The organism is Nocardiopsis suaedae (assembly GCF_027706745.1).
GTDB classification, from domain to species: domain Bacteria; phylum Actinomycetota; class Actinomycetes; order Streptosporangiales; family Streptosporangiaceae; genus Nocardiopsis_A; species Nocardiopsis_A suaedae.
The window spans coordinates 39,284-61,801 of sequence record NZ_JAQFWP010000008.1; the positions used below are offsets into that span (position 1 = coordinate 39,284).

Annotated in this window: 20 protein-coding genes and 1 riboswitch; of the genes, 11 read left to right on the forward strand and 9 right to left on the reverse strand. The window is 75.3% G+C overall.

Translation table 11 applies throughout. From position 1 onward, the window contains the following. Positions 1-20: 20 nt before the first annotated feature. Complete coding sequence (locus O4U47_RS06220; RefSeq protein ID WP_270676616.1) at positions 21-704, reverse strand: DUF998 domain-containing protein; 684 nt, start codon at positions 702-704, stop codon at positions 21-23. 66 nt (positions 705-770) lie between these two features. Then, a complete protein-coding gene (locus O4U47_RS06225; protein ID WP_270676617.1) occupies positions 771-1,394 on the reverse strand; it encodes a YetF domain-containing protein in 624 nt (207 codons plus the stop codon). Positions 1,395-1,941: 547 nt separating this feature from the next. Here O4U47_RS06225 and O4U47_RS06230 point away from each other — a divergent pair. After that, complete coding sequence (locus tag O4U47_RS06230; protein ID WP_270676620.1) at positions 1,942-5,343, forward strand: DNA polymerase III subunit alpha; 3,402 nt, start codon at positions 1,942-1,944, stop codon at positions 5,341-5,343. Positions 5,344-5,864: 521 nt separating this feature from the next. Here the strand turns inward: O4U47_RS06230 and O4U47_RS06235 are convergent. Together O4U47_RS06235 and O4U47_RS06240 are read right to left on the reverse strand one after the other, a co-directional pair. Beyond that, positions 5,865-6,614: a class I SAM-dependent methyltransferase gene (locus tag O4U47_RS06235; RefSeq protein WP_270676621.1), complete on the reverse strand. Its 750-nt coding sequence runs from the start codon at positions 6,612-6,614 to the stop codon at positions 5,865-5,867. An 86-nt stretch (positions 6,615-6,700) separates the two neighbouring features. Next, positions 6,701-7,171: a GNAT family N-acetyltransferase gene (locus O4U47_RS06240; RefSeq protein ID WP_270676622.1), complete on the reverse strand. Its 471-nt coding sequence runs from the start codon at positions 7,169-7,171 to the stop codon at positions 6,701-6,703. A gap of 158 nt (positions 7,172-7,329) precedes the next feature. Between O4U47_RS06240 and O4U47_RS06245 the strand changes: the two genes are divergently transcribed. Next, positions 7,330-7,968 carry a LysE family translocator gene (locus O4U47_RS06245; RefSeq protein ID WP_270676624.1) on the forward strand — a complete coding sequence of 213 codons (639 nt, stop codon included), beginning with the start codon at positions 7,330-7,332 and terminating at the stop codon, positions 7,966-7,968. 36 nt (positions 7,969-8,004) lie between these two features. Here the strand turns inward: O4U47_RS06245 and O4U47_RS06250 are convergent, their stop codons facing one another. Beyond that, positions 8,005-8,421 carry a MerR family transcriptional regulator gene (locus O4U47_RS06250; protein ID WP_270676626.1) on the reverse strand — a complete coding sequence of 139 codons (417 nt, stop codon included), beginning with the start codon at positions 8,419-8,421 and terminating at the stop codon, positions 8,005-8,007. 75 nt (positions 8,422-8,496) lie between these two features. Here O4U47_RS06250 and O4U47_RS06255 point away from each other — a divergent pair, with 75 nt between their 5' ends. Further along, a complete protein-coding gene (locus O4U47_RS06255; RefSeq protein WP_270676628.1) occupies positions 8,497-9,288 on the forward strand; it encodes a methyltransferase domain-containing protein in 792 nt (263 codons plus the stop codon). A 758-nt stretch (positions 9,289-10,046) separates the two neighbouring features. Here O4U47_RS06255 and O4U47_RS06260 read toward each other — a convergent pair. Next, the gene (locus tag O4U47_RS06260; protein WP_270676630.1) at positions 10,047-10,907 is read right to left on the reverse strand and encodes a LysR family transcriptional regulator; all 861 of its coding nucleotides are present in this window, start codon (positions 10,905-10,907) and stop codon (positions 10,047-10,049) included. Between the two features lie 141 nt (positions 10,908-11,048). On the opposite strand from O4U47_RS06260, the gene O4U47_RS06265 reads away from it, so the two are divergent. From O4U47_RS06265 to O4U47_RS06275, 3 genes are all read left to right on the forward strand, one after another. Beyond that, entirely contained in the window at positions 11,049-12,065 is a 1,017-nt protein-coding gene (locus O4U47_RS06265) for a DMT family transporter (RefSeq protein ID WP_270676632.1), read from the forward strand. Between the two features lie 77 nt (positions 12,066-12,142). Next, a riboswitch (guanidine-III (ykkC-III) riboswitch) is annotated at positions 12,143-12,207 on the forward strand. An 18-nt stretch (positions 12,208-12,225) separates the two neighbouring features. After that, positions 12,226-12,540, forward strand: coding sequence for a DMT family transporter (locus tag O4U47_RS06270; protein ID WP_270676634.1), 315 nt, complete (start codon positions 12,226-12,228; stop codon positions 12,538-12,540). 2 nt (positions 12,541-12,542) lie between these two features. Then, a complete protein-coding gene (locus O4U47_RS06275) occupies positions 12,543-12,902 on the forward strand; it encodes a DMT family transporter (RefSeq protein ID WP_270676635.1) in 360 nt (119 codons plus the stop codon). 206 nt (positions 12,903-13,108) lie between these two features. Here O4U47_RS06275 and O4U47_RS06280 read toward each other — a convergent pair whose 3' ends face one another. Then, a complete protein-coding gene (locus O4U47_RS06280) occupies positions 13,109-13,897 on the reverse strand; it encodes an SDR family oxidoreductase (protein WP_270676636.1) in 789 nt (262 codons plus the stop codon). 119 nt (positions 13,898-14,016) lie between these two features. Between O4U47_RS06280 and O4U47_RS06285 the strand changes: the two genes are divergently transcribed. Then, on the forward strand, positions 14,017-14,655 hold the full coding sequence (locus O4U47_RS06285) for a TetR/AcrR family transcriptional regulator (RefSeq protein ID WP_270676637.1): 639 nt from the start codon (positions 14,017-14,019) through the stop codon (positions 14,653-14,655). A gap of 99 nt (positions 14,656-14,754) precedes the next feature. Here the strand turns inward: O4U47_RS06285 and O4U47_RS06290 are convergent, their stop codons facing one another. Beyond that, a complete protein-coding gene (locus O4U47_RS06290; RefSeq protein ID WP_270676639.1) occupies positions 14,755-15,981 on the reverse strand; it encodes an ROK family transcriptional regulator in 1,227 nt (408 codons plus the stop codon). A 146-nt stretch (positions 15,982-16,127) separates the two neighbouring features. Between O4U47_RS06290 and zwf the strand changes: the two genes are divergently transcribed. The 4 genes from zwf to eda are packed head-to-tail and all read left to right on the forward strand — an operon-like array spanning position 16,128 to position 21,170. Continuing rightward, positions 16,128-17,717: a glucose-6-phosphate dehydrogenase gene (gene zwf / locus O4U47_RS06295; RefSeq protein WP_270676640.1), complete on the forward strand. Its 1,590-nt coding sequence runs from the start codon at positions 16,128-16,130 to the stop codon at positions 17,715-17,717. Continuing rightward, positions 17,714-19,540 carry a phosphogluconate dehydratase gene (edd, locus tag O4U47_RS06300; protein ID WP_270676642.1) on the forward strand — a complete coding sequence of 609 codons (1,827 nt, stop codon included), beginning with the start codon at positions 17,714-17,716 and terminating at the stop codon, positions 19,538-19,540. Before zwf ends, edd begins: the two co-directional genes overlap by 4 nt. Positions 19,541-19,545: 5 nt before the next feature. Further along, complete coding sequence (gene glk, locus O4U47_RS06305; RefSeq protein WP_270676716.1) at positions 19,546-20,541, forward strand: glucokinase; 996 nt, start codon at positions 19,546-19,548, stop codon at positions 20,539-20,541. Continuing rightward, positions 20,538-21,170: a bifunctional 4-hydroxy-2-oxoglutarate aldolase/2-dehydro-3-deoxy-phosphogluconate aldolase gene (eda, locus tag O4U47_RS06310; protein ID WP_270676644.1), complete on the forward strand. Its 633-nt coding sequence runs from the start codon at positions 20,538-20,540 to the stop codon at positions 21,168-21,170. Before glk ends, eda begins: the two co-directional genes overlap by 4 nt. 81 nt (positions 21,171-21,251) lie before the next feature. Here the strand turns inward: eda and O4U47_RS06315 are convergent, their stop codons facing one another. Further along, positions 21,252-22,403 (reverse strand): serine hydrolase domain-containing protein, encoded by a 1,152-nt coding sequence (locus O4U47_RS06315; protein WP_270676646.1) that lies wholly within the window; start codon positions 22,401-22,403, stop codon positions 21,252-21,254. Positions 22,404-22,518: the final 115 nt, after the last annotated feature.

The window sequence follows — 22,518 nt, forward strand, 5'->3', positions numbered from 1 at the left end:
GGGGACGGCGCCCGGTGGGCTCAACCGCCCCCGGCCCCCTCCCGGGGCCCCGCGGGCTCGGCCCGCAGCAGAACCAGCGCCACCGCCGTGGTCCAGCCCAGCAGGACCACGACGCAGGCGCGCTGGTAGAGCCCGGCCACCCCGACCAGGGCGGGGTCCTGCTGGAACCCCGCACTGAACAGCTGGAGGAGGACGATCCCGGCGACCGCGCTCAGCAGGGAGTAGGCGCCCAGCAGCGGTCGGCGCGTGCGCAGCGCCCAGACGGCGAGCACCACGCAGGCGGCGGGGAGCCCGAGGAAGACCGGCATCGCGGCGGCGTCGTGGAGGACCCCGACCGGGGTGTACTCGATGGCGTCGGGGGCGCCGGGCGGGTAGCCGCTGACCGGGTCGGTGACGAAGGCCCCCGAGCCGAGCAGGCCCACCCCGGCGGCGCCCACCAGCCAGGCGGCGGCGCGGGCGCGCCCGGCGAGCAGGGCCGAGCGGTGCATGCCCGCGGCCAGGGCCAGCAGTAGGGCCCCGGCGACCAGGAAGTTCGCGGTCTGGACCCATCCGGCGCCGGTGAGGGCGAGCGAGCTGACCGGGTGGCGGAGCTGGTCGTAGTCGGGGCGCAGCGACCCGGCGGCCGTGAACACCGCGATGAACAGCGGCCCGGCGAGCGCGCCTCCGACCAGGAGCCCGCGCGTGAGGGTGGGGGCGGATGCCATGGCGACCTTTCCTCCTCGCGGTCCGGGGCGTCGTGTCGCCCGGCGGTGTCACCGTCGAACGAACCGCTAGCGGCGGCCGTTCCGCCCGCCCTTCTCCTCTCCCTCCTCTCCGCCGCCCCCGGGGCCGCTTCCGGTCCTCTCGCGGAGCAGGTCCTCGATGCGGGAGAGGCGCTCCTCCAGGGCGTCGATCTGGCCTGCCGTCGCCGAGCGCTTGGCGTGGTGCAGCTCGACCCGCAGAGTGCCCTGGGGCTCGAGCATGACCCGTTTGGCGTCGCCCACGTCCGAGCCTCCGTCGCGGCGCACCACCTGTTCGACGTCGGCCTTGCGCACCCCCAGGCGCCACATGGTGCGCCGGTCGTACCGGCCGTCGCGCACCAGCACGTTGGTGCGGCCCTCGAACAGCCGCCAGGCCCAGTACCAGCGGGTGCGCACCCGCACCATGGCCCAGTCGGCGGCCATGAGCACCACTGCGCCGATCACGCCGCCGGTGACCGAGAAGTCCGGACCGATGACGGCGTCCTGCACCACGTTGGACAGCAGCAGCACCACGACCAGGTCCATGGTGTTGAGCTGGGCGAGGTCGCGGCGGCCCACCAGGCGCAGCAGCAGGTAGACGGCCAGGTAGACGAGGACGGTCCGGACGGCCTTCTCGGCCGTGGGGATGTCGGGGACGAAGATGTCGTGCCACACGGGGGTGCCTTCCGTTGCGCCTGCTCGTGCGCGGTGGGCCCTCCGGCCGCGCCCGGCCCCATGCTGCCCGGTGGCGGTCGGCCCGGCCGGTGGACGCGCCGTGGAGAGGCGCGCGGGGGCGGAGGGCGTCCGCCGGCCCGTGCTCAAGCGGCACGGGCCCCGGGGCGTTCGGCCCCGGGTTGGGTTCGGTCGTGCCCGGCCCGCCTGTACACCGGTGGCGGCGCCGACCGGAACCGGTGTCCGTGGGGTTCCTGTGGCGTCTGAAACCCCTGTGGTTGCGGGCCTCCCGGCGTCCCCGGCCCCGCGGGCACCGCTCTCTCCCCAGGTCACAGGTGCAACGGGCGCACCACCTGCGTTAGTATTCGTACAGAAGTTCGATTTCGGCCTGTCTTCCCCGTCGTGTGCCGGTCTGCGTGCTCTGGGCGGTTCGCCGTCCGGTCCCGCGCCGCACCTCCGGGCCGCGCGCCCGTCCCGGGCGCCGATCCGCGATGGGGAGGAACGCGATGCCGGTGGGGCCGCGGACAGGCCGGGCACGAGGGGCGCGCCCATGACCGCCGCCGCGCCCGCGCCCTTCGCCCACCTGGACGTGTCCTCCTCGGCCTCCATGCGCCACGGCACCTCCCACCCCGCCGTGCTGGCCGAGCGCGCCGCCGAGCTGGGCATGGACATGCTCGGGCTGACCGACCGCGACGGCGTGTACGGCGCCGTGGCCCACCTCAAGGCCTGCCGCGACGCCGGGATCCGCCCCGTCCTGGGGGTGAACCTGGCCGTGGCCGCCCCCGACGGCGGCCGCCTCACCCTGCTGGCCCGCGGCGCCCGCGGCTGGGCCTCCCTGTGCCGGCTGGTCACCGACGCCCACGCCGCCGCCGGGGCCGACCCCGGTGCCGTGCCCGCCGTCTCCCCCGCGTCCCTCGCCGCCCGCTCCGAGGGCCTGGTGGCGCTGCTGGGCCCCGATTCCGACGTCGGCCAGGCCGCGGCCCGGGGCCACCGCGAGCGCGCCCGCCGCCTGCTGGAGCGCTGGAGCGCCGCCGCCGAGACCGCCGTGGAGGTCGTGGACCACCTGGGCCCGGGCCACCGCCGCCGCGCCGCCGCCCTGCTGTCCCTGGCCCGCCAGAGCCGCACCCTGGCCGTGCTCGGCAACGCCGTGCGCTACCCCCGCCCCCAGGACGCCGAGGTCGCCCAGGTCATCGACGAGGCGCGGCGGTGGCTGCCCGGCGGCGCGCCGCCGCAGGGGCCGGCCACCTCGCAGGCCTACCTCAAGAGCACCGAGGAGATGCTCCAGGTCGCCGAGCGGGTCTGTGGGCCCGACCCGGCCGAGGCGCGCCGCCTGCTCGCGCACACCCGCGCCCTGGCCGCCTCCTGCGCCCTGGACCCCGAGGCCGACCTGGGCCTGGGGCGCCCGCACATGCCGCACGTGGCCGACGCCCGCGACCGCCTCTGGCGCGCCTGCGAGGTGGGCCTGGACCGGCGGGGCCTACGCGGCGACGAGCGCGCCCGCTCCCGCCTGGCCTCCGAGCTGGAGACCATCGAGAACAAGGGGTTCTCCGCCTACTTCCTGACCGTCGCCGACATCGCCGAGCGCATCCGCGCCCGCGGCATCCGCTGCTCCATCCGCGGCTCGGGCACCGGCAGCCTGGTCAACCACCTCATCGGCATCTCGGCGGTGGACCCCCTGGCCAACGGGCTGCTCATGGAGCGCTTCCTGTCGCCCGGCCGCAAAGGGCTGCCCGACATCGACCTGGACGTGGAGTCGGCCCGCCGCCTGGAGGCCTACGAGGCGGTGTTCGAGGGCTACCCCGACGCCGCCTGCGTGTCGATGATGGAGACCTACCGCGCCCGCAGCGCCATCCGGGACGCGGGCGCGGCCATGGGGCTGCCGCCGCACGAGGTGGACGTGCTGGCCAAGGCCTTCCCCCGGATCCGGGCCCGGCAGATCCGCCAGGCCTGCGAGGACCTGCCCGAGCTGCGCACGGGGCGGCTGGGCGAGCACCCGGCCCGCGCGCTGTTCCGCCTGGCCGAGCGGCTCGACGGGCTGCCCCGGCACGCGGCCATGCACCCCTGCGGCATCGTCGTGTCGGACGCCTCCCTGCGCGACCGGGCGCCGCTGCAGCCCAGCCGCACCGGCTTCGACATGGTCCAGTTCGACAAGGACGACGTGGAGGAGATGGGCCTGATCAAGCTCGACGTGATCGGGGTGCGGCTGCAGTCGGCCATGGCGCACGCCCTGGACGAGGTCGAGCGCACCGGCGGCGGGCGGGTCGACATCGACGCGCTTCCCGACGGCGACCCGGCCACCTACGCCATGATCCGCTCCTCGGCCACCCTGGGCTGCTTCCAGATCGAGTCGCCCGGGCAGCGCGAGCTGGTCGGCAAGCTCAAGCCGAAGGACATGGGCGATCTGATCATCGACATCTCGCTGTTCCGCCCCGGGCCGGTGGGCAGCGACATGGTCGCCCCCTTCCTGGCCGCCCGCCGCGAGGCCGCCGAAGGCGCGCCCGGGAGCCGGGTGCGGGGCCCCGACCTGGTCTCCCCCGTGCTGGCCGAGGTGCTGCGCGAGACCGGCGGGGTGGTCGTCTACCACGAGCAGGTGCTGATGATGCTGCACCTGATGACCGGGTGCGGGCTGGACCAGGCCGAGGTGATGCGCCGCCGCCTGGGCACCGAGGAGGGGCGCGAGCAGGTGCGGGGGCTGTTCACCCGGATGGCCCTGGAGTGCGGGCGGCCCGCCGAAGAGGTCGAGCGGGCCTGGGAGGTGCTGGCCTCGTTCGGCTCCTTCGGGTTCTGCAAGGCCCACGCCGCGGCGTTCGCCCTGCCCACCTACCAGTCGGCCTGGCTCAAGCGGCACCACCCGGCCGCCTTCTACGCCGGGGTCCTCACCCACGACCCGGGCATGTACCCCAAGCGGGCGGTCATCGACGACGCGCGGCGGTTCGGGGTGCCGGTGCTGGGGGTGGACGTCGACCGGTCGGGGCGCACGTGGCGGGCCGAGCGCACCCCGGAGGGGCGGTGGGGGGTGCGGGCCTCGCTGGCCGACGTCAAGGGGATCTCCTCGGCCGAGGTCGACGCGGTCGCCGCCGGGGCGCCCTACGCCTCGCTGCGCGACTTCACGGCCCGGGCGGGCGTCTCGCGGGACGTGCTGGACCGGCTGATCGAGGTGGGGGCGCTGGACCGGGTGGGCGCCGGACCCGGCGGGGAGCGGGTCAACCGCCGCGACCTGCTGCTGCGCGCCGGGGAGCTGGAGCGTGTGGGCCGGTCGGGGCCGGGCGGGGGCCAGCTGGGCCTGGCGGTGGAGCCGGGGGCGGAGGCGCGGGCGGCGGGGCTGCCGGAGATGACCCCGGCCGATGAGGTCCAGGCCGAGCTGCGGGTGCTGGGCTACGACGCGAGCCGCCACCTGCTGGACTGCTACGCCGAGGTGCTGGCGGCCCTGGCGGCCCGGCACGGGGCGGTGCGCGCCCGCGACCTGGCCCGCGCCCGGCACGGCGATCCGGTCCTGGTGCTGGGGGTGAAGGTGGCCACCCAGACCCCGGCGGTGCGGTCGGGGCAGCGGATCATCTTCACCACCCTGGACGACGCCACGGGGCTGGTGGACCTGACGTTCTTCGAGTCGGTGCAGGACCGGTGCGCGGCCACGGTGTTCGGGTCCTGGCTGCTGGCGGTGCGCGGCCGGGTGCGCAGGGCGGGGCCGGGACTGCCGACGGTGAACGCGACCGAGGCCTTCGACCTGGAGGAGCTGACCCGCCTGTGGCACGAGGAGGGGCCCGGGGCCATGGACGCCCACCTGCGCCAGGGGCCGGGCCGCGGCCGACTGGCCGGGGTGGGCGGCCGCCGGGTGCGCTACGCGAGCGGGTTCACCCTGACCCCGTACGCGGAGACCGGCCCCCCGGGCGGCGGCGCCGACGCGGCCCCGAGGAAGCTGTGGCACGCCAGCCCGGGAAGCACGGGCAGGTGAGCGCTCGCCGTCTTGGGATCCTCCCCCTCTCTAGGAGGCAGGAGGAGGCTCAGGTGACGGGGCCGGCGGCTCCTGCGGCAGCGCTGTCGGGCGGCGGGGGTGTGCGCGGTCGCCGTGTTGGGCGGCGACGGCGACATCCGGGCGGATCCCCGGCCCCGTCTGCCGTCCGGCGGGCCCCTCGCGGTCCGGGAGGGCGGCACGACCGGTGCGCCCGTGCCCGGCGATGATCTCGACAAGGGTGCTGTCGAAACCGCCGGAATGGCAGCACTTCCGTCGAGATCATCGCCGATTTCACGACACGGGATGCCCCCCTCCGACTGTCCGTTATGCCCGGTAAGCGACGCTCGGGCGGCCACGTACCTCCGCCACCGCGCTCCCCGGACCACCGGCGGCCCGCCGGACGCCGCGATCGCGTTCAACTCCGACCCGGAGGACTGCTACCGCGCCGCCGCGCGCTGGATCGGCTGACACCGGCGGAAGACCGGCCGCGGCCTCTGGCCGGGGCCACCGGCCGTTCGGAGTCACGTTCGGCCGATGGTCCCGACGTGCGGGCGCCGCGCCACGAACACGAGCTCGCGGCCCGGGCGGTCGGGCGCGTCGCGGATGTCCTCGACCGTGAACCCCTGGGCGAGCAGTCCGGCCACGACCTCCTGCCGCTCACGGAAACGCAGCGTCGAATCCGAGGTCAGAACCCGGCCGTCCAAGGCGAACGCGTAGGTCGTGCGGAACTCCACCAGCGGCAGGGCGACGCGGGTGACCTCGATCCAGGTCTCGACGACACCGATCCCCGCGACGTCCGCGACGCCGTGCGTCCGCCCGCGCGTCCACCCCTCCCATGCGCGGAAGGCCGGGTCCCGTGTCTCGAACACGAGGCGTCCTCCGGGGACCAGCACCTCGTACACCCGCTGCAGGGTCTCCCGCCAGGCCTGGGGATCCACGATGGACTGGGCGGCGTTCCCCGTCATCGTCGCCAAGTCGGCGCCCACCGCCGGGAGCGCGGACGCGTCGCCGTGGATCCACCGCACGCGGCCGCTCCCCGCCTTTGCGCGGGCCACATCGATGGACGCCCTGGCGGGGTCGAGGCCGACGACCTCGATCCCGCGGTCGGCGAGGAGGAGCGCGAACACCCCGGTCCCGCAGCCGAGGTCCAGCACGCAGCGCGCGCCGAACTCCTCGGCCGCCACGAGGTGGGCGTCCAGGTCTTTACGGCCGCCTTCGACGGCATCGTAGACCGCCGCCAACCGCGGATCGCCGAAGCACTCGTCGACCATGGGGCGGAGGATACGCCCGGCGCCTCCGGCACCGAAACCGGTTTTCGGGCGGATCGGTCCCGGATGGCCGAAGAGGGCGGCTCCTGTCAGTCGGCCGGCGGGGGGAGCGGCTTCTTGAAGCCCACGTGGGTCGGCTCGTAGTCCAGGCGCTCGTAGAAGCGGTGGGCGTCCTCCCGCGTGCGGTCGGAGGTGAGCTGGACCAGCGCGCACCCCCGTTCGCGGGCCTGGGACTCGGCCCACTCCATCATCCGGGCGCCGATGCCCCTGCCCCGCAGGTCGGTCCGCACGCGCACCGCCTCGACCAGGGCACGGGTGGCGCCGCGCCGCGACAGGTAGGGGATGAACGTGATCTGCAGCGTCCCCACGATCCGCCCGTCCTCCTCGGCGACGGCGAGGAGCTGGTGGGGGTCGGCGTCGATCTCCTGGAACGCCTTCAGGTAGGGCGTCAGGTCCCCGGAGGTCTCCCGGCCCCGGCCGATCACATCGTCGGTCAGCATCCCGACGATCTCTGCCACGTCCTCGGCCTGCGCCCGCCTCATCCGCAACGGCTCCGACATGCCTCTCCCCCGCTCGTCCTCGCCCGGCCTGGGCCCCGTGAACGGCGTGAAGCCTACCCCTGCCCGATCCCCTGCCCGGACGGGGCCCAGGTCCGGGCCCGCCCCGGCGCCGGGAAAAGGGATGGAGCCGTCGTACCCCGCCGTGCTCGAATGGCCGGATGACCGACCCCCGCCTCCTCGCGGCGTTCGCCGTCGCATCCGTGCTGATCGTCCTGGCCCCCGGCCCCAGTGTGCTGTTCGTCGTCGGCCGCGCCCTGGCGCACGGGCGCCGCGTGGCCCTGGCCAGCGCCGCGGGCAACGCGATCGGGGCCTACGCGCTGGTCGCGGCCGTCTCGCTCGGCCTCGGCCCGCTCGTGGAGCGCTCTGTCGTCCTGTTCACCGTGCTGAAGCTGGCGGGCGCGGCCTACCTCGTCCACCTGGGCGTGAAGGCGTGGCGCGAGCGCGGGGCCCTGCGGGCCGAGGTCTCCGCAGGCGCCCCCGAGGGGCGACTGCCGCGCCTGCTGTGGGAGGGCTTCGCCGTCGGCGCGGCCAACCCGAAGACCCTGGTGTTCTTCGCCGCCGTGCTCCCGCAGTTCGTCGACCGCGCCCAAGGGCACGTGGCGCTGCAGATGCTCCTGCTCGGCCTGGTCTTCAGCGCCATCGCGGTGGTCTGCGACAGCGGCTGGGCCCTGGGCGCCTCGACGGCGCGGGCCTGGTTCGCCCGCTCGCCCCGCCGCCTGTCGGCGATCGGCGGTGCGGGCGGGCTGTGCATGATCGGCCTGGGTGCCACCGTCGCCGCCACCGGGCGCAAGGATTGACATCCATAGGGGCATCGACGGGGCGGGGCGGCGGCCTCAGGGCCGCACGCCCTCCGCCGACTCGGCGATGACCCGGCGGAAGCGCGGACAGGTCACCACGTCGTCGTGCTCGCAGGCCAGTGCGCCCTCCAGGAGTTCGGCGGCCCGGTTGAGCACGGCGATCCGCTCCCGCAGCTCGCTCAGCCCCTCGGCGAGCACGCGCTGCCGTTCCCCGCCGCCGTGCGCCCCCAGCACGGCCCGCATCCGGTCCAGCCCGAGCCCGGCCTCCTTGCCGCGCAGGATCATCGCGATCCGCACCAGGTCCTCGCCGCCGTACACGCGGCGCCCGGCGGCGTCCCGCCCCGGAGCCAGCAGGCCCTCGTCCTCCCAGTGGCGCAGCACGTGCGGCCGCAGCCCGAAGCGCGCCGCCGCGTCCCCGATCGGCAGCGCTCGGCCGCCCTCGCTTGCCTTCATGCCGACATTAACTCGCATGATCGGGCCTCCGGAGAAGAGCCGGCGGGCGCCGCCCGCCCGGACCGAGGAGGACCTGTGGCCACCACCGACCGGATGACCGACCCCGCCGCGCGCGATGCCGAGGAGACGGAAGACCTCATCGCCGCCCTGGACGCCTTCGACACCGTCCCCGAGGCCGCCGCCCTGCGCGAGCGGTCCCACACCCTGCTCGCCCCGCCGGCCGGGGGCACCGTGGTCGACGCGGGGTGCGGCGCCGGGCGCGCGGTGGCCGAACTGGCCGGGCGGGGCGCCGTGCCGGTGGGCATCGACGCCGACCCCCGCATGGTCGCGGCCGCCCGTCACCGGGTGCCCGGAGCCGACGTACGGGTCGGAGACGCCGCCCTGCTCCCGCTGGCCGACGGGTCCGCGGCGGGGTACCGGGCGGAGAAGGCGCTGCACGCGCTGGCCGACCCGGCCCGCGCGGTGGCCGAGGCCCATCGGGTGCTCGCCCCGGGCGGCAGGGCCGTGCTGCTTGGCCAGGACTGGGACGGCTACCTGATCGATGCCGACGACCCGGACCTGACCCGGCGCGTCATCGCCGCAACCGCGCGCGGCGTGCCCTCCCCCGACAGCGCCCGGCGGTTCCGTGCGCTGCTGGCGGACGCGGGCTTCACCGGCGTGGAGGCCGAGGCGCACGTGCTGCTGCTGACGGACCCGGTGTTCCTGCCGATCGTCGCAGGGGCCGCCCACGGGGCGCACGCGGCCGGGGCGGTGAGCGCCGACGAGGCCGAGAGGTGGATCGACGACCAGCGGAGCCGGGCCCAGGAGGGGCGCTTCTCCGTCGCGATGTGCTTCTTCCTGGCGGTGGGGGTTCGACCGGAGGACTGACGGCGGGGCGGGGTGCGGCGGTCACCTCCCATGGCAGGGGGCACTCCCTCGGATGAGGGCGCCCGCGGAACTCTCGGCGGCGGCCGGGGCCGCCGCTGGTCGGGCGCTGGTCGGCGGCCCCCGGCCCCGGCCGCCGGAGGTGACACCACTCCGGCGGGCGCCATCCGTTCACGGCTCCCGCCGGTCCAGTGGGGGCCCTGGGAGGACGCCGGGGTGGTGCTTAGGGCATACCGGGAACGGGATTCCGGTCCAGGCATCCAGCGGGTCGCCTCCGCTGGAGTGGTGTCATTTCCATCGGACCGGATCAGCGTTGTGGGCACGGTGCTGAGGGCGGGGCGGACCGCCTTCAGCACCGACCGGCGTCCCGCCGGTCGGTGGACGACCCGAGGCCGTAGTCGGACGGTGGCCACGGCTGCTCAAGGTTCCACCGCTCCAGCGGACACCGTCTTCTAGGGGGAGACCCCACTCGACGCCCCCGGCAGCCCCGTCGCGCACGCTTCCAGGGCACCCGTGTCGTCGCCCCCTGCCCTGCCCCCTGACCGGCCGCCGGATGGCCGGGGCGGTACGACTGTCACGACCCTGCGCCGCGTGCCCTCCCCCCCCCGGATCTAGATGGCGCCCCGCCGGTAATGAGCCATGCCACCCCTGCGGTGCCGTCATCCGCGCCGCGTGTTTGGCCCGGCGCCCGGCGCCCGGGGAGCGGGAAGCGTGCGTGGAACCGGGCCGGAGGCCGAGTACCGGAGGCCGAGTACCGGGGGTCAGTACCGGTCCGCCCCCGTGATGCGCCTCGCCGTCTCGACGAAGTCCGCCAGTGCCGGGTGGGCCGCGTCGCGGCGCCACACCAGGTGCACCTGGACGGCGGGGGCGTCCTCCAGCGGCATGTACACGATCTCGGCGTGCCGCCGGGTCATCGCCACCGACCCCAGGGTGACCCCGATGCCCGCACCCGCCGCGATCAGGTCGATCCAGTCGTCGACGTTGGCCGTGTCGCCCACCACGCGGGGGCGCGGCCCCGCGCCCCACATGCCGGGGTCGGTGGTGCCGGTGACCGTGTTGACCAGCAGCCCTTCCCCCGCCAGGTCGGCCAGGCGCAGCGTCTCCGCCCCGGCCAGCCGGTGCCCGGCGGGCAGCGCCGCCCACCGCTCCTCGCGGTGCAGCCGCACCCCGGCGTACCCGCGCCCGTCCGGGACCGACCCGCGCACCACGCACGCGTCCACCTCCCCGGCCTCCAGGCGGGCCGTCGCGTCGTCGCGGCGCACCAGTTCGAGCGGGTGGTCCGGGTGCTCCTCGCGCCAGGCCCGCAGCAGCGGGGTGGTGAAGGGGCCGAAGGCACCCCAGGCGTGCCCGGTCCGCAGCGGGCGCCCGGCCGGCGCCCGGACCGCCTGTTCGAACGCGTCCAGGGCGCGCTGCGCCCGGTCCCGGAAGGCCTCTCCCTCGTCGGTCGCCTCGACGCCCCGGGGCGAGCGGCGCAGCAGTGCGGCGCCCACGTGCTGTTCCAGGTCGGACAGGGTGCGCGAGAGGGCGGGCTGGGTGATGTGCAGGCGCCGGGCGGCCCGTGTGATGCTGCGCTCTTCCACGGCCGCCAGGAACGCCCGCAAGTGGCGGATCTCGACCCCCATGCCCGCAGAGCATACCCCCATCGGGAAACGGCATTTCCTGCGGCCCCCGGTGAATGGCTAGAAAAGGAATCCGGGGTGCGGAGTGCTCCGCGCCCACCTTTTTCGCGCTCTCCCGGCCCTTTTGCCCGAAGAGGAGCCCCCATGGCCGCCTCCGCCTCCGTCTCCGCCGCCGCGTCCGTGCGGGCGGCCGCCGCGGCGGCCCCCGCCGTGTTCGTCCTGCTGTGGGCGAGCGGGCCGCTGGCCGTGCAGGCCGGGCTGCCGCACACCACCGTCCCCGCGTTCCTGTTCCTACGGGCGGCGGGCGCCGCCGCGCTCTCATGGGGCGTCTGGGCGCTGGTCGGCGACCCCCTGCCCGCAGGGGTGCGCGCCTGGCTGCGCCTGGTGGCGGTCGCCCTGCTCATGCAGGTCGTCTACCAGGGCTTCTTCTTCCTGGCGCTGGCGGCGGGCGCGCCCGCCGCCACGGTGATCGTGATCGTCGCCCTGCAGCCGGTGCTGACCGCCGCCGTCGCCGCGTGGGCCTCCGGTGGCCGCGGCCCGGCGCTGTGGGCCGGGCTGGCCCTGGGGGTGGCCGGGGCGGCGCTGACGGCCGGGGCCGGGCTGGGCGAGTTGTCCGGCGGCGACGGCGGTGCGCTGGGGACGGCGTGCGCGTTCGCCGCGCTCTTGGGCATCACGGCCGGGACCCTGGTGCAGGGGCGCGCGTCGGGGACGGGGCTGTGGGCGTCGCTGGCCCTGCAGAGCACGCTCAGTGCGGCCGTGTTCGCGGTGGTCGCGCTGGCGGGCGGGCGCATGCGGTTCGACTGGGAGCCGGGCCTGCTGGCGGGCGCGGGGTGGATGGCCGCCGTGGTGTCGGTGGGGGCGACGGCACTGCTGTACGCGATGGTGGCGCGCGGCGAAGCGACCGGGGTGACCGCGCTCTTCTTCTGCGTGCCGCCGGTGACCGCCCTGCTGGAGTGGGCGGCGCACGGCCGCGTGCCGGGACCGCTGGAGGCGGCGGGGATGCTCTGCGCGGCCGCGGCGATCGCCGCCGTGCGGCGGGGGCCGGCGGCCCGCCCGGCGCGGCCGGGGATACGGCCGGAGGTGCGGCCGGGGGCGGACCGGAAGGCCGACGGCGCCGCCGCTCCCGCACGGCGGAATATCCGCCCCGCCCGCCGATGGTGACGCAATTCTCCATTGTCATTCGCGTCCCGGGGCCTTTTCCGCTTGCCGCCGCCGCGGCGATGTCGTATATCTCTTCACAGGGGCCCGGCGATCGGGCCCGCGGACGAGGGAGCCGTACCCGCTCGACGACAAGACGGCCATGGAATGAGGTCGGAATTTCATGGCGTGGTTCGTGCTGGTCGTCTCCGGGGTCCTGGAGGCCGTGTGGGCCTCGGCCCTGTCGGCCTCCGAGGGGTTCCGCCGGCGGCGCCCGACGGTCCTGTTCTTCGTCGCGCTCGCCCTGAGCATGGGCGGGCTGGCCTGGGCCATGACGTCCCTGCCGACCGGGACCGCCTACGCGGTCTGGGTGGGCATCGGCGCCACCCTGACGGTGGTGTGGGGCTTCGCCACCCGGCAGGACCGGGCCTCGACGGGCAAGGTCCTGCTGCTGCTCCTGCTGGTCGGCTCCATCATCGGACTGAAGGCGGTGAGCTGAGCATGCCGTGGATCGTTCTTCTCGTCAGCGCGGTGTTCGAGGCCGTGTGGGCCACCGCCATGGGCATGTCCGACGGGTTCAGCGAGCCGGTCCCGACCGCGGTGTTCGCGGTCGCGCTGGCGGTGAGCATGGTGGGCCTGGGCTGGTCGGTCAAGCACATCCCGATCGGGACCGGGTACGCGGTGTGGGTCGGTGTCGGCGCGGCGCTGACGGTGGTCTACGCGATGGCCACCGGGGCCGAGCCGGTGTCGGGGGCCAAGATCGTGTTCATCGGCGGCATCATCCTGGCCGTGGTCGGCCTGAAACTGGTCCCGGGCAAGAAGGCCTCCGATGAAAAGGCCCGGCACGGCGTCGACGCCTAAGACCCGTATCGCTCGATCGCCGAGGGACCGACCGTGTCGGCTCCGCACGGATCGCCCGCCGGGACCGTCCACACAGCGGAGGCGAGGTCGTGCGGCCGGGCCATGCCGAGCATGGCGTGCTGGATACGGGCGGCCGCGGACGCCCCCTTCGCCCCCTCGGGCAAGACGGGTGTCCGCGACCGCTGACCCCGTACCGCGATGCCGGCTCAAGCCGCCGTGTCGGCTTCGGGCTGGAGGGCCGGGCCGAGCAGTAGGCCCCCGTCCAGGACGAATTCCGAGCCCGTGGCGAAAGACGCCTCCGGGGAGGTCGTGAAGAGCAGCAGCCGGGTGATCTCCGAGGGTTCGGCGAGGCGGGGGATGGCGAAGGGGTCGGGCGCGTAGACGTCGGCGATGGCCGGGTGGCCTGCCGCGGCGGGTTCGTTGATCAGCGGTGTGGAGACGACGCCGGGGTGCAGGGAGTTGACCCGGATGCCGTCCCGCCCCAGTTCCAGGGCGGCCGTCTTGGTCAGCCCGCGCACGGCCCACTTGCTGGCGGTGTAGGGGGCGTAGTAGGCCGTGCCGCCGTGGGCCATGATCGAGGCGATGTTGACGATGGTTCCGCCGCCGCCCCTGCGCATGGACGGAGCCACGGCCCTGATGCCGAGGAACTGGCCGGTGACGTTGACGTTGAAGGCCTGCTCCCAGGTGCGGAGTTCGGTGTGCTCGATCGGGGCCGCCGGGTTCTGCACGCCCGCGTTGTTCACCAGGACGGCGACCGGCCCGAAGCGGTCTTCGGCGTCCCGCACCGCCGCCGCCCAGTCGTCCTCGCTGGTGACGTCCAGGTGGACGGACAGGGCCCGTGGGCCGAGCCGGGCGGCGAGGTCGCGGCCGGCGTCGTCGTCGCGGCCGGCGATGACGACGTTCGCCCCCTCGTCGTGGTAGCCCCGCACATGGCTGCTGCCCATGCCCCCGGTGCCGCCCGTGACGATGACGGTCCGTCCCTCGAAGCGTCCCATGCTGCTTCCCTCCAGGCGTGCGTAATGGTGAGTCGAGTGACTCACCTCCTCTCTCAAGGTAGGGCGGGACCAAAGGCGAGTCAAGTGACTCACCTCGGAGTGGGGGCATACTGGGGGCCATGACGGCACAGCCTTCGGAGTACCACCGGCGCGTGGCAGCGCAGAAGCGGACGTCCATCATCGAGGCGGCGACGGAGATGTTCCTCGACTCCGGCTACGACGGCACCTCGCTGGCCCGCATCGCCGAGGCGGCCGGGGTGTCCAGGGCGACGCTGTTCAAGCGGTTCGCCACCAAGGCGGCCCTGTTCGAGGCGATCGTCACCGAGTACTGGAAGGTCGGCGAGGAGGAGGCGCCCGTCCCCGAGCCCGGGAACCTCCGCGCAGGGCTGGAGGCCATCGGGCGCCGGTACGCGGCGCTCCTCTCCCAGCCCGGCATGGCCGCCCTCTTCCGCATCGTCATCGCCGAGGTGCCGCGCTTCCCCGAGCTCGGGGAGACGCAGTTCAGGCTCGGCAAGATGCCCTACTTCGAATCGGTCCGCCGCTACCTGGAGGCGGAGAACGCCGCCGGTACGGCCCGGCTCGACGACGCGGAGACGGCGGCGACCCAGTTCCTCGGGATGATCTCCAACTTCGTGTTCTGGCCGCGGATGCTGCTCGCACGCTGGGAGCCCGACGACTCCGCCATCGCCGACGCGGTCGACCAGGCGGTGCTGACCATGCTCGCCCGATACGGCGCGCCGGAGCCCGGCGGCGCCTGAGGCGCCGGGTGTGCCACCGGTCCGCGCGGCCACCCGGTGCCTCCCGCGCGGGCAGGTCCGCGGCCCCGTCGGGCGCGCGGAGCCAGGCGCCCCCGGCCGTCAGCTCCGGCCGGCCGCCTTCTCCGGCTCGGGCTCGCCCGACCGTTCGGCGATCGCCGCGTTCACCGCCTCCGGCGCCAGGACGTGGTCGAGCACCATCGCCGCGCCGCCGCGCAGGCCCGCCTCGCCGCCCGAGCGGTTCGGCACGATGCGCAGCTGGCGGCTCGCCAGCGCCGTCGCCCGGCGGAACACCGTCTCGCGCACCCCGGCCGCCAGCGGGTCGAAGGCGGTTCCCAGGTGCCCGCCCAGCACGATGACCTCCGGGTTGAGCAGGTTCACCGCCCCGGCCAGCACCTCGCCGACACGCCGCCCGGCCTCGCGCACCAGCGCCACCGCGTCGGCGTCGCCGTCGGAGGCCATCGCCGCCAGCCCCTGCACGCCCGCCGCCTCGCGGCCGGCGCCGGAGAAGCGCGCGAGCAGCGCGGGGCCCCCGGCCACCGCCTCCAGGCAGTCGGTGTTGCCGCAGCGGCAGGCGGTCCCGCCGCCGTCGGGCACGGGGATGTGCCCGATCTCCCCGGCCGCCCCCAGGGTGCCGCGCACCAGCGCCCCGCCGGAGATGATCCCGGCGCCCACCCCGGTGGAGACCTTCACGAAGACCAGGTCGTCGGCGTCGGGGTAGTCGGCGGTGTGCGACCCCAGCGCCATCACGTTCACGTCGTTGTCCAGCAGCACCGGCACCGGGAAGCGCTCGGCGACCAGCGGGGCGATGTCCACGCCGCCCCACCCGGGCAGCACGGGCGGCTCCTCGGCCCGGCCCAGGGCGAAGCGCACCGTGCCGGGCAGGCCGATGCCGACCCCGCGCGCCTCGTGCGGGGCGCGCCCGCACTCGGCCAGCAGGCGCTCCCAGGTGCCCAGCAGCCAGGGCAGGGCGGTGTCGGGGCCCTGGGCGACCTCGGGCGAGCCCTCGGTGCGGGCCAGCACCCGTCCGGCCAGGTCGCACACGGCGGCCTGGCTGCGCGAGATGCCCAGGGCGGCGCTGAGCACGACGCCGCCGCCGGCGTCGAACGCCAGCCGCCCGGGCGGGCGGCCGCCGCTGGAGGGGCCGTGGTCGCCCTCGGTGACCAGCCCCAGGTCCATCAGCTCGGCCACGCGGGAGGCGACCGAGGGCCGGGAGAGCCGGGTGACCCGCGCGATCTCGGCGCGGGTGGCGGCCTCGCCGGTGCGGATCAGCCGCAGCACGTGGCCGGCGGAGACGGCGGTCGCGGACGGGCCGTGGCGTCGGGGCATGCCGCAATTCAACCACGCGTGGGCCGTCCGGGACGCCGAAACGGCGCACTTCTGTAAAAAAATCTTCAGAAGGATGACTTGTGGTGTGACCTAAGTTGCCGCTAGGTTTCAACCGGTCTGTCCGAAGTCCTGCTGAAAGGGACCACATGCCCGCCTCTGTCCCGGCCACCCCGCCCCCGGGGGCGGCGCGCTCCGCCGCGCCCACCGACCTCGTCGTCTTCGGCGGCACCGGCGACCTGGCGATGCGCAAGCTGCTGCCGGCGCTGCTGCTGTGCGAGAAGGACGGGCGCCTGGCGCCCACCACCCGCATCGTCGCCGTCTCCCGCGACGGCATCGGGGACGCCGACTACCGGGGCAAGGCCGAGGCGGCGGTGGCGGACAGCCCCTCGGTGCTGCGGGCCGGGGCGGTGCCCGTCCCGGTGCTGCGGCGCTTCCTGGACCGCCTGCACCACGTGCCGCTCGACCTGGACGACCCCGGCGACGGGTGGGACCGGCTGCGCGCCCTGCTGGACGCGCCCCCCTCCGGGGACGGCGCCGACCCGGACGCCGCGGGCGCGCCGGGCGCGCCGGACACCGCGGATGCGGGCGGCCGCGGCCGCGTGTACTACCTGGCGATGCCGCCCATGCTCTTCGGGCGCATCTGCGCCGACCTGCAGGCCAACGGCCTGGCCGGCGGCGGGTCCCGTGTCGTGCTGGAGAAGCCCCTGGGCCGGGACCTGGAGTCGGCCCGCGGGATCAACGACGCCGTCGGCGCGGTCTTCAGCGAGCGCCGCACCTTCCGCATCGACCACTACCTCGGCAAGGAGACCGTCCAGAACCTGCTGGCGCTGCGCTTCGCCAACATGTTCCTGGAGCCGGTCTGGAACAGCCGGTGGATCGACCACGTGCAGATCACCGCCGCCGAGACCGTGGGCGTGGGCACCCGCCACGGCTACTACGACCGCTCCGGCGCCATGCGCGACATGGTCCAGAACCACCTGCTGCAGCTGCTGTGCCTGATCGCCATGGAGCCGCCCGCCAGCTTCGAGCGGGAGGCCGTGCGCGACGAGAAGGTCAAGGTGCTCCAGTCCCTGGCGCCGCTGTCCGGGGAGGGCGCCCTGCGCCACACCGCCCGCGGCCAGTACTCGGCCGGGTCGCAGGGCGGGCGCGAGGTGCCCGGCTACACCGGCGAGCCCGGGGCCGACGGCGCCAGCTCCACCGAGACGTTCGTGGCGCTGGAGGCCGCCGTGGCCAACTGGCGCTGGGCCGGGGTCCCCTTCTACCTGCGCACCGGCAAGCGCATGGCCCGGCGCTACTCCGAGATCGTGGTGCAGTTCCGCGACGTGCCGCACCCGATCTTCCCCGGGCAGGGCGCGGCCGCCACCTCGCCCAACCGGCTGGTCATCCGGCTGCAGCCGGAGGAGACCATCCGCCTGCACATGCTCGCCAAGGAGCCCGGCGCCGGGGAGCTGCGGCTGCGTCCGGCCCCGCTGGAGCTGAGCCTGTCCGACGGCTTCGCGGTGCGCTCCCCCGACGCCTACGAGCGCCTGCTCATGGACGTCATGAACGGCGACCCCACCCTGTTCATGCGCCGCGACGAGGTCGAGGCGGCCTGGCGGTGGGTGGACCCGATCATCGGCGCCTGGCAGGGCACCGACCCCGAGCCCTACGCACCCGGGGGCACCGGACCCCGGGGCGCCCACGACCTCCTCGCCCGCACCGGCCGGGCCTGGCACGAAGGGGAAATGACCCGATGACCCTCCATCCGCGCATCCACGACGTCACCGAGCGCCTGCGCGAGCGCAGCGCCGAGACCCGCACCGCCTACCTGGAGCGGATCCGCGCCGCCGCCGACGCCGGGCCCGCCCGCGGCGCGCTGGGCTGCACCAACCTGGCGCACGGCTTCGCCGCCTGCCCCGCCGGGGACAAGCTGGAGCTCAGCCGCACCGTCCCCGAGGGCGCCAAGCCCAACATCGCCATCGTCTCCTCCTACAACGACATGCTCTCGGCCCACCAGCCGCTGCGGGACTACCCCGAGCTGCTCAAGGAGGCCGTGCGCGGGGCCGGGGGCGTCGCCCAGTTCGCCGGGGGCGTCCCGGCCATGTGCGACGGCATCACCCAGGGGCGCCCCGGCATGGAGCTGTCGCTGTTCAGCCGCGACGTCATCGCCATGGCCACCGGGGTGGCGCTGTCCCACGAGATGTTCGACGGCGCCCTCATGCTGGGCGTGTGCGACAAGATCGTGCCCGGCCTGCTCATCGGCGCGCTGAGCTTCGGCCACCTGCCGGTGGCGTTCGTGCCCGCCGGGCCGATGGCCTCCGGGGTCGCCAACGCCGAGAAGGCCCGCATCCGCCAGCTCTACGCCGAGGGCAAGGTGGGCCGCGACGAGCTGCTCAAGGCCGAGTCCAAGGCCTACCACTCCCCGGGCACCTGCACCTTCTACGGCACGGCCAACTCCAACCAGATGCTCATGGAGGTCATGGGCCTGCACCTGCCCGGCGCCAGCTTCGAGCAGCCCGGCACCGACCTGCGCCGCGCCCTGACCGAGGAGGCCGGGCGCCGCGTCGTGGGCCTGACCCGCCTGGCCGGGACCTACACCCCCGTCGGCGAGATGATCGACGAGCGCGCGGTCGTCAACGCGGTGGCCGCCCTGCTGGCCACCGGCGGCTCCACCAACCACACGCTGCACCTGGTCGCCGTCGCCGAGGCCGCGGGCATCCACCTGACCTGGGACGACTTCGCCGACCTGTCGGAGGTCGTGCCGCTGCTGGCGCGCATGTACCCCAACGGCTCGGCCGATGTGAACCGGTTCCACGAGGTCGGCGGCATGCCCTTCCTCATCGGCCAGATGCTCGACGCCGGGCTGCTGCACGCGGACGTGGGCACCGTCGCCGGGCCCGGGCTGGACCGCTACCGCACCCGCCCCGAGCTGGCCGACGGCGCCCTGGCCTGGCAGGAGATCCCCGCCGAGAGCGGCGACACCGACGTGCTGCGCCCGGCCAAGGACCCCTTCGCCGCCGACGGCGGGCTGCGCATGCTCGACGGCAACCTGGGCCGGTCGGTGGTCAAGGTGTCCGCGGTGGCGCCCGAGCGGCGCGTCGTCGAGGCCCCGGCCCGCGTGTTCGACTCCCAGGCGGCCCTGCAGCAGGCCTTCGCAGACGGCGAGCTGGACGGCGACGTGGTAGCGGTCGTCCGCTTCCAGGGGCCGCGCGCCAACGGCATGCCCGAGCTGCACAAGCTCACCCCCGCCCTGGGGGTGCTGCAGGACCGCGGCCACAAGGTCGCCCTGGTCACCGACGGGCGCATGTCCGGCGCCTCGGGCAAGGTGCCCGCGGCCATCCACGTCTCCCCCGAGGCCGCCGCCGGGGGCCCGATCGCGCGTGTCCGCGACGGCGACACCGTCCGGGTCGACGCCGAATCCGGCACACTGGAGGTGCTCGCCGCCGACCTGGAGCAGCGCGCGCCCGCGGCGCCCACGGTGGACTCCTCGGTCGGCACCGGACGCGAGCTGTTCGCGGCCTTCCGCGCGTCGGTCGGCCCGGCCGAGCGCGGCGCAAGCGTCTTTGGAGGAGACCGGTGACACGTGTGCAGTCCGCCCCCACCGCCGAACGGCCCTGGATCGTCGGCGACATCGGAGGGACCAACGCCCGGTTCGGTCTGGTGCAGGCCCCAGGGGGGCGGCCGGTGCACGTGGGCAAGGTGCCCAGCGCACTGCACGACGGGCTGGCCTCGGCCGCCCGGGCCTACCTGGACGGGCTCGCCGACCCGGTGCGCCCCTCGGCGGCCTGCGTGGCCGTGGCCGGGCCCGTCCTGGAGGACCGCATCCGGCTGACCAACGTCGGCTGGGACTTCTCGGTGGAGGAGACCCGCACCGGGATGGGGATGGACCACCTGGAGGTGGTCAACGACTTCGCCGCGCTGGCCCAGTCGCTGCCGGTGCTGGGCGAGGACGACCTGCTGCCGCTGGGCGGCCCGGCCACCGACCCGGCCGCGCCGATGGCGGTGCTGGGCCCGGGCACCGGCCTGGGCGTGGCGGGGCTGGTGCCGCTGCCGACGGGCGGGTGGCTGCCGCTGCCGGGCGAGGGCGGGCACGTCGACGCCCCGGTGGTGGAGGACATCGAGGCCGAGGTGGTGCGGGTGATCACCGCCGAGCGCGGCCGGGTGAGCGCCGAGGCGCTGCTCAGCGGCCCCGGGCTGCCCCGGCTGTACCGGGCGCTGGCGCAGGTGCGCGGCGAGGCGGCGCGGCAGCTGTCCCCGCAGGAGATCACCGCGGCCGGGGTGCACCCCGAGGGGGCCGAGCCGCTGTGCCGGGAGACCCTGGAGGTCTTCGGCGCCCTGCTCGGCGGCTTCGCCGGGAACGTGGCCCTGACCCTCGGCGCCACCGGCGGAGTGTTCCTCGGCGGCGGCGTGCTGCCCCGCATCCCCGAGGTGCTGCGCAACGGCCGGTTCCGGCTGCGCTTCGAGGCCAAGGGGCGGATGACCGACTACCTGAAGAACATCGCCACCGTGCTGATCACCGCCGACAACCCGGCGCTGATGGGCGCGGCGGCGCGACTGGACCACCGACTGGAGCGCATGTGAAACCCCAGACCAGCCACGACCTGTTCGCCCTCGCCCCGGTCGTGCCGGTGGTGGTGCTCGACGACGCCGACACCGCGGTGCCGCTGGCCCGCGCGCTGGTGCGCGGCGGACTGCCGGCCATCGAGGTGACGCTGCGCACCGAGGCCGGGCTCGCGTCGATCGAGCGCATCGCCGCCGAGGTGCCCGATGCCGTGGTGGGCGCGGGCACGGTGACCACGCCCGAGCAGGCGGCCGCGGCGGCCAAGGCGGGCTCGGCGTTCCTGGTCAGCCCGGGCTGCACGGACCGGCTGCGCGGGGCCATGGCCGACACCGGCGTGCCGTTCCTTCCGGGGGTGGCCACCGCCTCGGAGGCGATGGCGCTGCTGGAGCAGGGCGTGGACGCGCTGAAGTTCTTCCCGGCCGAGGCGGCCGGGGGCCGCGCGTACCTGAAGGCGCTGTCGGGGCCGCTGCCGCAGGTGCGGTTCTGCCCGACCGGCGGCGTGACCCCGGCGAGCGCGCCGGAGTACCTGGCCCTGCCGAACGTGGGCTGCGTGGGCGGCACGTGGCTGACCCCGCGCGAGGCGGTGGAGGCCGGCGACTGGGACCGCATCGAGTCCCTCGCGAGGGAGGCCGCCGCCCTGCGCGGGTAGGGGCGCGTCCCGAGAACGTGTGGGAACGGCCCACCGGTGATCACGGTGGGCCGTTCCCATGTCCGCGGCCGGTCCGCGCGTTCACGCCCCCGACGCGCGCCAGGCGGCCAGGCACCGGGCCATGATCCGGAACGGGAGGGCCTGCGCCGTGGTCTGGTCGACGGTCCCGGCCAGGTGCACGTCCAGCTCGGGGCAGGTGAACAGCCAGGTCCCGGTGGCCCCGGAGTGCCCGACGAGGGTGATGGGCCGGTGGCGCGGTGCCGCGGCCCGGCCGACCGTGAAGAACATGGTGCCCAGCCCGTAGCAGAGGACGGGGACGTTGCGCAGCCGGTTGCGGCGCTCGGTGAGCATCGCGGCCGTGCGGGGGTCGTGGAAGGGCGCCCCGGCGAGCAGTGCCCTCTGGAAGGTGATCAGGTCGTCGACCGTGCTGTACAGGTCGTTGCTGGAGGCGGTCAGCGACGGCAGTTCCACGCGCCGCCGTCCCTTGTGGAGCGGCGTCGGCCGTGCGGCCCGGAGGTGGGGCGGGCGGTGTCCGGGCGCCCAGGTGTCGGCCAGGCCGAGGGGGTCGAGCAGCCGTTCGGTGAGTAGTGCGTGGAAGGGGCGGCCGGTCGCTTCTTCGAGGATGCGGATGAGCAGCTGGAAGCCGGTGTCGGAGTAGCGGGCCCTCTGCCCGGGGGCGTCCAGGTCCTGCGGCGGGAAGTGCGGGCGCTGCTCTTCGCGGGTGGTGCGCAGCGTGTCCTCGAAGGTCCAGGTCGTATCGCGGCCCGCGGCCAGGAGCCGGTACAGGCTCGGGCCGCCGCTGCGCCTCTCGAAGTGGTCGGGCAGCCCGGAGGTGTGGGTGGCCAGGTGGCGCACGGTGATCGACGGCGTGTGGTCGGTGCCCCGCAGGACGTGCAGCCCGGCGGTCGCCTCCGGCGGCAACAGCGTGGTGACCGGTGCGCCGAGGTCGAGTTCGCGGCGCTCGTGCGCCTGGAGGACCAGCGCGGCGATGAAGCGCTTGGTGATGCTCGCGATGAAGAACGGGGTCTCGGGGCGGAGCGGAGGGGCGGCGTCCGCGGGGCCGGCGGCGGCGGCGCTCCAGCGCCGTTCGCCGTCGCCGCTCGCGACGGCGACGACGGCGTGGTGGAGGCCGCGCCGCGCGGCGAGGCGCTCGACCAGGGAGGTCAGCCGTGCGTCGAGGGCGTCGGGTACGTGGTTGTCCGGGGCGTGGGCCGTCACCTGGGGCGGTGTCACGTCGTGCTCCTAGCGGCGGGACCCCGCTCCGCCCTCCGCCGGTCGGGGGCGTCCATCCGTCGGGCGGGGACCCGCGATGCTGACATGTCTACTAGACATGTCTATGAGAGACAAT

What these genes read in the sequence shown, in the direction of transcription:
- O4U47_RS06220 (WP_270676616.1), bottom strand. Translation starts at nt 704, where the DNA reads ATGGCATCCGCCCCCACCCTCACGCGCGGGCTCCTGGTCGGAGGCGCG.
- O4U47_RS06230 (WP_270676620.1), top strand. Translation starts at nt 1,942, where the DNA reads ATGACCGCCGCCGCGCCCGCGCCCTTCGCCCACCTGGACGTGTCCTCC.
- O4U47_RS06235 (WP_270676621.1), bottom strand. Translation starts at nt 6,614, where the DNA reads ATGGTCGACGAGTGCTTCGGCGATCCGCGGTTGGCGGCGGTCTACGAT.
- O4U47_RS06240 (WP_270676622.1), bottom strand. Translation starts at nt 7,171, where the DNA reads ATGTCGGAGCCGTTGCGGATGAGGCGGGCGCAGGCCGAGGACGTGGCA.
- O4U47_RS06245 (WP_270676624.1), top strand. Translation starts at nt 7,330, where the DNA reads ATGACCGACCCCCGCCTCCTCGCGGCGTTCGCCGTCGCATCCGTGCTG.
- O4U47_RS06250 (WP_270676626.1), bottom strand. Translation starts at nt 8,421, where the DNA reads ATGAAGGCAAGCGAGGGCGGCCGAGCGCTGCCGATCGGGGACGCGGCG.
- O4U47_RS06260 (WP_270676630.1), bottom strand. Translation starts at nt 10,907, where the DNA reads ATGGGGGTCGAGATCCGCCACTTGCGGGCGTTCCTGGCGGCCGTGGAA.
- O4U47_RS06265 (WP_270676632.1), top strand. Translation starts at nt 11,049, where the DNA reads ATGGCCGCCTCCGCCTCCGTCTCCGCCGCCGCGTCCGTGCGGGCGGCC.
- O4U47_RS06270 (WP_270676634.1), top strand. Translation starts at nt 12,226, where the DNA reads ATGGCGTGGTTCGTGCTGGTCGTCTCCGGGGTCCTGGAGGCCGTGTGG.
- O4U47_RS06275 (WP_270676635.1), top strand. Translation starts at nt 12,543, where the DNA reads ATGCCGTGGATCGTTCTTCTCGTCAGCGCGGTGTTCGAGGCCGTGTGG.
- O4U47_RS06280 (WP_270676636.1), bottom strand. Translation starts at nt 13,897, where the DNA reads ATGGGACGCTTCGAGGGACGGACCGTCATCGTCACGGGCGGCACCGGG.
- O4U47_RS06285 (WP_270676637.1), top strand. Translation starts at nt 14,017, where the DNA reads ATGACGGCACAGCCTTCGGAGTACCACCGGCGCGTGGCAGCGCAGAAG.
- O4U47_RS06290 (WP_270676639.1), bottom strand. Translation starts at nt 15,981, where the DNA reads ATGCCCCGACGCCACGGCCCGTCCGCGACCGCCGTCTCCGCCGGCCAC.
- zwf (WP_270676640.1), top strand. Translation starts at nt 16,128, where the DNA reads ATGCCCGCCTCTGTCCCGGCCACCCCGCCCCCGGGGGCGGCGCGCTCC.
- edd (WP_270676642.1), top strand. Translation starts at nt 17,714, where the DNA reads ATGACCCTCCATCCGCGCATCCACGACGTCACCGAGCGCCTGCGCGAG.